Here is a 7,357-nt window from a genome sequence, read left to right on the forward strand (position 1 = left end):
TGGCGCTCCACGTGCCCGTGCCGCCGGTACAGGAAGTCGAGCACCTGCTTGCGACAGTGCACGTAGCCGGCGTCTTCGGCCAGCGCAACGCGGTCGCGGGGCCGGGCCAGATCGACGCGCAGCACCTCACCGATGGTGGCGGCCGGGCCGTTGGTCATCATGACGATGCGGTCGCTGAGCAGGACCGCCTCGTCCACGTCGTGGGTGACCATCACCACCGTGCTGCGGGTGCGCGCCACGATCTTGAGCAGCTCGTCCTGCAGATAGGCGCGGGTCAGGGCGTCGAGCGCACCGAAGGGCTCGTCCATCAACAGCACCTTGGGTTCCATCGCCAGCGCGCGGGCGATGCCCACGCGCTGCTTCATGCCGCCCGAGATCTCGTGCGGCCGCTTGGCGCTCGCGTGGCCCATGCCGACGAGCTCAAGCGCGGCGGCGGTGCGGGACTTCAACTGCGCACCGTTCTCGCGCGCGCCGAACACACGCTCGACGCCGAGGTGCACGTTCTCGAAGCAGCTCAGCCAGGGCAGCAGCGAATGGTTCTGGAACACCACCGCGCGCTCCGGGCTGGGAGCGGCGATCTCGCGGTTGTCGCAGAACAAGGCCCCGCCGGTTGGCGTGAGCAGCCCGGCGAGCAGGTTGAGCAGGGTCGACTTTCCGCAACCGGAGTGTCCGATCAAGGTGACGAACTCGCCGCGCTCGACCTGCAGGTCGATGCCCTGCAGCGCATGAAAGCGGCCCTTGCGGGTGGCGAACACCATCTCCGCTTTTTGTACTTCGATGAAATGATTCATGACAGTCCCTTCAGTCGTCGTAGCTGAAACGCCGCGCCACCAGCATCAGCGCTTGCTCGAGCAGCAGTCCGACGATGCCGATGACGAAGATCGCGATCAGGATGTGGGCCACGTTGAGGTTGTTCCACTCGTCCCAGACCCAGAATCCGATGCCCACGCCGCCGGTCAGCATCTCGGCCGCCACGATCACCAGCCAGGCGGTGCCCACCGACAACCGCACGCCGGTCAGCATGTAGGGCAGCACGGCAGGGAACAAGATGCGCGTGATCACCTTCCACTCGCTGAGGTTGAGGACCCGCGCGACGTTCAGGTAGTCCTGCGGCACGCGCTGCACGCCGACTGCCGTGTTGATGACCATTGGCCAGATCGAGCAGATGAAGATCGTCCAGATCGCCGCCGGGTTGGCGCTCTTGAACACCAGCAGGCCGATCGGCAGCCAGGCCAGCGGCGAGACCGGCCTGAGCAGGCTGATCAGAGGCGAGACCATGTGGTTAAAGACAGCGAAGCGGCCGATCATGAAGCCGGCCGGGATGCCGACCAGCGCCGCCAGGCCGAAGCCCATGCCCACGCGCTCCAACGAAAACAGCACGTTCCAGCCGATGCCCTGGTCGTTCGGACCGTTGTCGTAGAAGGGGTCGCTGAACAGCACGGCGGCGGCTTGCCAGGTCGCCGCCGGTGTCGGAAAGGCGCTGCCTTCCTTCATCGTCAGCAGCGCCCAGATGCCGATCAGCAGCGCGGTGCCGATCACCGGCGGCAGCACGCGCAGCGCCAGGCCGCGCCAGTCGAAGGGCTCACGGTCCGTACGGACTGCCGGCGGTGCCGCGGCGGCGGCGAGTTGGGGAAGCGCAGCCGCCTTGGTGCGCGCTGCAGCAGGACCCTGAGCCGGGGCGCAGGTGGAGGGGTTGTGGAACACGGCACTGACCATCTCGTGCTCCTTGCTCAGACCTTGGCTTTGAAACCGTCGGCGTAAGCCTTCGGGTTCTTGCCGTCCCAGACGATCCCGTCGAGCAGCTTGCTGCTGCGCATCGCGTCGGTGGGCACGCTGATCTTCAGGGCGCCCGCCGCTTCCTTGTAGAGCGCGATCTGGTTGATCTGCTGCGCCACCGCCAGATAGTCAGGGTGTTCCTTGAGCAGACCCCAGCGCTTGTGCTGGGTCAGGAACCACATGCCGTCGCTGAGGTAGGGAAAGTTCACCGCGCCGTCGTTGAAGAACTTCATGTGGTTCGGGTCGTCCCAGCTCTTGCCCATGCCGTTCTGGTAGCGCCCGAGGATGCGCTGGTTGATCGCGTCCACGCCGGTGTTGATGTAGGACTTCTGCGCCACCGTCTCGGCCATCTTGACCTTGTTCTGCAGGCTCGCATCGATCCACCGGCCAGCCTCCAGGATGGCCATCATCACGGCACGGCAGGTGTTCGGATGGTTCTTGACGAACTCGCCGGTGGTGCCCAGCGTCTTCTCCGGGTGGTCGCGCCAGATGTCTTGCGTGGTGATCGCGGTGACGCCGATGCCGTCGACGATCGCGCGGTGGCCCCACGGCTCGCCGACGCAAAAACCATCCATGTTGCCCACGCGCATGTTGGCCACCATCTGCGGCGGCGGCACGGTGATGACCTTGGCGTCCTTGAACGGATCGATGCCCGATGCGGCCAGCCAGTAGTACAGCCACATCGCGTGCGTGCCGGTGGGAAAGGTGCCCGCGAAGGTGTATTCGCGCTTGTCTTTCGCCATCTGATTGGCGAGCGACGGTCCGTCGACCGCACCCTTGTCGGCCAATGCCTTCGACAGCGTGATCGCCTGGCCGTTGTTGTTCAGGCTCATCAGCACGGCCATGTCCTTCTTCGGCCCGCCGAGGCCCAGGTGCACGCCGTAGATCAGACCGTAGAGCACGTGCGCCATGTCGAGCTCGCCGTTGACGAGCTTGTCGCGCACGCCAGCCCAGGAGGCTTCCTTGGTGGGGACGATCTTCACGCCGTACTTCTTGTCGAAGCCGAGCACCGAGGCCATCACCACGGAGGCGCAGTCGGTCAGCGGGATGAAGCCGATGCGCACTTCCTCCTTCTCGGGCTTGTCCGAGCCGGCGGCCCACACTGCTGTGGAGAGGCCGGGCAGGCTGGCGCCGGCGGCGGCCTTCAGGACGGTGCGGCGGCGGAGCAGGCCGCGGGGATCAGTGGGGGCGAGAGGGTGGTTCGGCATGGCAGTACGCAATCTCGAAAAAAAGTAGGCAAAGAAAAAGGCGCCGTCACGGGCCCACGCCAAAAGCGCAGGACAGTGAAGACGCCATCGTCTGGTGCGGCGCGCGCTCGTTGCGCACCGCGACGGGGATCGCCGTTGATCCCCGGCCACTCTTTCGCAAGGCGCGTGCCAATGCGACCGTTCGGCGATGCCTTTGCGACGCGGCACGAAGCTGCCCGGGCGTGACGCACGCTCGAAGACCTGTGCCGCAAAGATCGCGGCTCCCCAGCTGCCTGTGTCACCAATAGTTGCTGCGGCCCGCAGCGCGGACGAGTTCAGGCCAGCATGTCGGCCACGTCGAGCAGGCGCTGCGCCACTTCGCCCAAACGCAGGCCGCGGTCCATTGCGCTGCGGCGCAGCCGCGCGTAGGCCTCGTCCTCGCTCAGCCCCTGGCGCGACATCAGCAGGCCCTTCGCCCGCTCGATGAGCTTGCGATCGCTGAGTTGAATGCGTGCGTCAGCGAGTTCGCGGCGCAGCACCTGCTCGTGCCGAAAGCGCGCCATCGCCACATCGAGCACCGGTTTAATGCGCTCCGGCGCCAGACCGGCCACCACATAGGCGCTGACGCCGGCCGCGATGGCGTCGCCGACGCGGCTGGTGTCGGCGTCGTCGGTGAACAGGACGATGGCACGTCGCTGGTCGCGGGTGGACATCACCACGTGCTCGAGCGTGTCGCGCGACTCGCTTTGCGCGTCGACGATGATCATGTCGGGCTGGATTTGCGCAATGCGCTCCGGCAGGAAACCATCCGCCGGCAGCACCGCGACGATGTTGTGGCCGCTCGCCAGAAGGCCGATGCGCAGGCTGCGCGAGCGTTCTGCCTCGTCGAGCGCGGCGGCGTCCGGTGATCCGGGGTGGAGCGTCGCCGGAGCGACGACGATGATGCGCAGCGACTCGGGAGGCGTCATCCCGCAGCCGGTGCAAGGAGCGCGCCAGCGTTTGCCGGCGGCATGAAAAAAGCCCGCGCGCAGCGGGCTTTGCGGGCGGCGGATCTGGCCGCTCAGAGCCGGTCTTCGGCGCTGAAAGTGCGGCGCAGCCAGGCGATCGGGCGCAGATTGCCGAACATCGACTCGGGGGCGCCGTGCTCGCGATCGACGAGCAGGGCGCGTTCGGCGAGCGATTCGAGGAACTGCACCACCGCGCTGCGCGCCAGCCCGCTTTCGTGCATGAGTTGCGGCACCGACACATAGCGCTGCGACATCTGGTGCAGCATGCGGCGATAGGCGGTTCGGTGGAACGGCGCCGACAGATCCGGCCAAGCGCAGAGCTTGTACTGTTTCATGGTCCCAACGTGTGGTGCGCGGCTTGACCGCCGCTTGAGTTCAGGGTAGCGAAGCCCTGCGACATGTCCAAGTCGGGCAGGCCCGCGGTTCGTGAAATTCACCACAATTGATTGGCCGCAGTGCAAGTCTGCGCAGACGCAAGGCGGGCTTTCGGGCTGTGAATGCCTAGCTGGCAGGCGACGAGCGGCCGCTCACTACACTGCCCGCATGCTGATCCTCGGCTTCGAATCCTCATGCGATGAAACCGGCGTGGCTTTGGTCGAAACCAGCGCCGCCGCGACACCGCGCCTGCTGTCGCACGCGCTGCACAGCCAGGTGGCGATGCATGCTGCCTTCGGCGGCGTCGTGCCCGAGCTGGCCTCGCGCGATCACATCCGCCGCGCTCTGCCCTTGACGCGGCAGGTGCTGACCGAGGCCGGACGGGATCTCGCCGACATCGACGTGGTGGCCTACACCCGCGGGCCGGGCCTGGCCGGGGCGTTGCTCGTGGGCAGTGCGGTTGCCTGCGCGCTGGCTGCGGCGCTGGGCAAGCCGGTGCTCGGTGTGCATCACCTGGAGGGGCATCTGCTTTCGCCCTTTCTCTCGGCCGACCCGCCGGTGTTTCCGTTCGTCGCGTTGCTGGTCTCGGGTGGCCACACGCAACTCATGCGCGTGGGCGGCGTTGGCGAGTACTGCCTGCTCGGCGAGACCATCGACGACGCGGCCGGCGAGGCCTTCGACAAGTCGGCCAAGCTGCTCGGCCTGGGCTATCCCGGCGGTCCCGCGCTCGCGCGCCTGGCCGAGTTCGGCGATGCCGGCGCCCATGCGCTGCCGCGGCCGCTCCTGCACAGCGGCAACCTCGACTTCTCCTTCGCCGGCCTCAAGACCGCCGTGCGCACCCGGGCCTTGAAGCTGGCCGACAGCCCCTGCGATCAGTGGAAGGCCGACCTCGCCGCAGCCACGCAGGCGGCCATCGTCGAAGTACTGGTGAAGAAATCGCTGGCTGCCTTGAAGGCGACCGGGCTGGAGCGGCTGGTGGTCGCCGGCGGTGTGGGCGCCAACGCCCTGCTGCGCGAGCAGCTCGATGCCGCCTGCGCCGGGCGCGGCTTGCGCGTCCACTACCCCGAGTTAGCACTGTGCACCGACAACGGCGCGATGATCGCCCTGGCTGCCGCCATGCGGCTCGACGCCGGCATCGAAGCCGCGCGCTGCGACTACGTCTTCGACGTACAGCCCCGCTGGCCGCTCGCGACGGTGGGCACGGTCGTGGCTTGAGAAGAAAAAGAGCAGCTTCCCGCCGCGCAGCCGCGCGAATCCCTGCCAGCGGCTCCACGGCGCTGCCGCGAGAGCCGCTCCGCAGGGCCAGCCCCTATAATCCCCCCCTTCTGCGCCTGCGAGCAGGCTCGGAAAACAAGCACGGCATGGGTCGGTTTCACCCGTGACCGCAAGTGGAAACCGAAACCGCGGCACGCCATTCCTTTTTGCGAACGCCAGCGGTTTCATCGCAATCAGGAAACGAAAAATGGCCCTCGCCAACACCGCAGAGATCGTTCAGTCCAATGCCCGCGGTCCCGCGGACACCGGCTCTCCCGAAGTTCAAGTGGCGCTGCTCACCGCGCGCATCAACGAACTGACCCCTCACTTCAAGACCCACGCCAAGGACCACCACGGGCGCCGGGGCCTGCTTCGCATGGTGAGCCGCCGCCGCAAGCTGCTCGACTATCTGAAGGCCAAGGACGCCGATCGCTACACGGCGTTGATCCAGAAGCTAGGCCTGCGCAAGTAGGCAGGCATGTTGCGGGAAGAGCCTGTCTGGGATGTCCAGCGCAGGCTCTTGTCGTTTCGGCTGAGCGAAAGCAAGGGGGAGCGAGCAGCGGCTGCGATGTGTCATTCCAAAGGGGCTGGTTTGCAGCTCCGCTGGAATGGCATCCGGCTCGAAGGCTGCCGCTCCCGGTGACAGGCGCGACCCACGGCGCCCGACGCATCCAGGAGACACCATGAGCATCTTCAACAAGATCACCAAGACCTTCCAGTGGGGCCAGCACCAGGTCACCATGGAAACCGGCGAAATCGCCCGCCAGTCGGGCGGCGCGGTGCTGGTCGACATCGACGACACCGTGGTGCTCGCCACCGTGGTGGCCGCCAAGAACACCAAGCTGGGCCAGGACTTCTTCCCGCTGACGGTGGATTACATCGAGAAGACCTACGCCGCCGGCAAGATTCCCGGCAGCTTCTTCAAGCGCGAAGGCCGCCCGAGCGAGCTCGAGACGCTGACCTCGCGCCTGATCGACCGGCCGGTGCGTCCGCTGTTCCCCGAGGGCTTCTACAACGAGGTGCAGATCGTCGTGCACGTGCTCTCGCTCAACCCCGAGGTGCAGGCCGACATCGTCGCGCTGATCGCGTCGAGCGCCGCGCTGTCCATCTCTGGCATCCCGTTCAACGGCCCGATCGGCGCCGCACGAGTGGGCTATATCAACGGCGAGTACGTGCTCAACCCCAGCAAGACGCAGATGACTGAATCCAAGTTGGATCTCATCGTCGCCGGCACCGAAGCCGCCGTGCTGATGGTGGAGTCCGAAGCCGACCAGCTGCCCGAAGACGTGATGCTGGGCGGCGTGGTGTTCGGCCACGAGCAGGGCAACATCGCCGTGCGCGCCATCAACGAGCTGGTGCGCGAAGCCGGCAAGGCCGAGTGGCAATGGGAAGCGCCGGCCAAGGACGAGCCTTTCATCGCCCGGGTGAACGGCTTGGCCGAGGAGAAGATCCGCGCCGCCTACCAGATCCGCTCCAAGCAGGACCGCACGCAAGCCACACGCGTTGCCTACGCCGAAGTGCTGGCCTCGCTGGCCTCTGATGGCTCCTCGGTGGACAAGGTCAAGGTCGAGAACCTGCTGTTCGACATCGAAGCCAAGATCGTGCGCAGCCAGATCCTCGGCGGCGAGCCCCGCATCGACGGCCGCGATACGCGCACCGTGCGCCCGATCGAGATCCGCACCGGCCTGCTGCCCCGCACCCACGGCTCGGCGCTCTTCACGCGCGGCGAGACTCAGGCGCTGGTAGTAGCGACTCTCG

At 66.8% G+C, this 7,357-nt stretch carries 7 protein-coding genes and 1 pseudogene; 3 read left to right on the forward strand and 5 right to left on the reverse strand.

Annotation, left to right across the window (positions count from 1 at the left end; translation table 11 throughout):
• From H0W38_RS12500 to H0W38_RS12520, 5 genes are all read right to left on the reverse strand, one after another.
• A partial coding sequence (locus H0W38_RS12500) for an ABC transporter ATP-binding protein (RefSeq protein WP_292454462.1) occupies positions 1 to 791 on the reverse strand: 791 nt, incomplete at its 3' end.
• Between the two features lie 10 nt (positions 792 to 801).
• Positions 802 to 1,716 carry a nitrate ABC transporter permease gene (gene ntrB / locus H0W38_RS12505; protein ID WP_292454465.1) on the reverse strand — a complete coding sequence of 305 codons (915 nt, stop codon included), beginning with the start codon at positions 1,714 to 1,716 and terminating at the stop codon, positions 802 to 804.
• A 14-nt stretch (positions 1,717 to 1,730) separates the two neighbouring features.
• On the reverse strand, positions 1,731 to 2,984 hold the full coding sequence (locus H0W38_RS12510; RefSeq protein WP_292454467.1) for a CmpA/NrtA family ABC transporter substrate-binding protein: 1,254 nt from the start codon (positions 2,982 to 2,984) through the stop codon (positions 1,731 to 1,733).
• Between the two features lie 314 nt (positions 2,985 to 3,298).
• A complete protein-coding gene (locus tag H0W38_RS12515; protein WP_292454469.1) occupies positions 3,299 to 3,931 on the reverse strand; it encodes an ANTAR domain-containing response regulator in 633 nt (210 codons plus the stop codon).
• 92 nt (positions 3,932 to 4,023) lie between these two features.
• On the reverse strand, positions 4,024 to 4,305 hold the full coding sequence (locus H0W38_RS12520) for a hypothetical protein (RefSeq protein WP_292454471.1): 282 nt from the start codon (positions 4,303 to 4,305) through the stop codon (positions 4,024 to 4,026).
• Between the two features lie 208 nt (positions 4,306 to 4,513).
• Here H0W38_RS12520 and tsaD point away from each other — a divergent pair, with 208 nt between their 5' ends.
• The 3 genes and pseudogenes from tsaD to H0W38_RS12535 form a co-directional block, all read left to right on the forward strand.
• Positions 4,514 to 5,560 carry a tRNA (adenosine(37)-N6)-threonylcarbamoyltransferase complex transferase subunit TsaD gene (tsaD, locus tag H0W38_RS12525; protein WP_292454473.1) on the forward strand — a complete coding sequence of 349 codons (1,047 nt, stop codon included), beginning with the start codon at positions 4,514 to 4,516 and terminating at the stop codon, positions 5,558 to 5,560.
• 247 nt (positions 5,561 to 5,807) lie between these two features.
• Positions 5,808 to 6,071, forward strand: a complete 264-nt coding sequence (gene rpsO, locus H0W38_RS12530) for a 30S ribosomal protein S15 (protein WP_292447434.1) — start codon at positions 5,808 to 5,810, stop codon at positions 6,069 to 6,071.
• Positions 6,072 to 6,282: 211 nt separating this feature from the next.
• A pseudogene (locus H0W38_RS12535) lies at positions 6,283 to 7,357 on the forward strand (polyribonucleotide nucleotidyltransferase); the annotation flags it as partial.

This window comes from Methylibium sp., assembly GCF_013817365.1.
Classification (GTDB): domain Bacteria; phylum Pseudomonadota; class Gammaproteobacteria; order Burkholderiales; family Burkholderiaceae_C; genus Methylibium.